This window comes from Candidatus Symbiopectobacterium sp. NZEC135 (assembly GCF_025962695.1).
This window is the reverse complement of sequence record NZ_JAGFPF010000701.1, coordinates 1-1022: the sequence shown is the minus strand read 5'-3', so window position 1 is coordinate 1022 and position 1022 is coordinate 1. Positions and strand designations below refer to the sequence as shown.

At 54.7% G+C, this 1022-nt stretch carries 2 protein-coding genes; one reads left to right on the top strand and one right to left on the bottom strand.

Going from position 1 to position 1022, the window contains the following annotated elements; translation table 11 throughout:
- Positions 1 to 584, bottom strand: a 584-nt coding sequence (locus J5224_RS29850) for an NAD(P)-dependent oxidoreductase (protein ID WP_319802514.1), incomplete at its 3' end; no start/stop codon positions are given.
- Between the two features lie 166 nt (positions 585 to 750).
- Here J5224_RS29850 and J5224_RS29845 point away from each other — a divergent pair.
- On the top strand, positions 751 to 1022 hold a 272-nt coding region (locus J5224_RS29845), incomplete at its 3' end, for a GntR family transcriptional regulator (RefSeq protein WP_264628675.1).

Below are 1022 nucleotides of genomic sequence, written 5' to 3'. Positions count from 1 at the left end.
GCCAGTAAGGTATCCAAATCGCAGTAGCGTGCGTTAAAGCGCGTTTCGGCTTCGGCATGATGGCGTCGCGCGTTGTACAACACTTCCATGCTGAAACCGAAATGGGCTCGTTGCGCCACGGCCAAACCAATACGGCCCATACCAAGGATCCCGATCGTTTTATGGTGCACGTCAATCCCGAACCAGTCGCTGCCGATACCGCTTTGCCATTCGCCAGCTTTGACGCGTTCAGCCACTTCGACCACACGACGGGCGCTTGACAGGATCAATGCGAAAACGGTGTCCGCCACGGTTTCGGTCAATACCGTTGGCGTGTGCATGAGCGGAATGGCCTTTTCAGTTAATGCCTCAACGTCAAAGGTGTCGTAGCCGACGGAAATGGTCGATACCGCACGCAGACGCGGCGTCTGTGCCAGAAAGGCGCGATCGACTTTGCCACCGGAACCGATGATACCTTCAGCCTGCGCCAGAGCAGGGTGTCCCGCGGGGGGCAACCCATCAAATTCTGTGACGGTAAAATGTTGTTCCAGGCGTTTGCACAAATCGGCGGGGATACTTTTGTACAAAATCACACTCGGTTTCATCACAACCTCCGGAAGTTAAAGGAAAAAAGGTCTCACCGCATCATCGCGTAGGCGGGTGGAGACTGCAAGTGCTCATCGAAAGTTAAATGAAATTGAGAAAAGAAAGATGCCTGAGCTGAAAAAAGTTATGATTTCCGCTCCCTCGATACGACATGGATGGAGCGTAATGGGCGTAAATACCTGGCTGGTCGAGCGGTTGCGCACGCGCATGGCGGAGCCGGACAAACTCCCGCTGTACATAAAGTTCGCTGATGTGGTGCAACTGGCGGTGCAGAATGGGGAGATTCAGCGCGGAGATTTTCTCCCCAGCGAGCGTGAGTTTGTTCTGGCGCTGGGGATTTCCCGTATCACGGTGCGAAAGGCGCTGGAACTGCTGGCCGAGCAGGAGATTGTGGTGCGTGGTCGCGGTTACGGTACCTACGTTAACCACCAACTTGA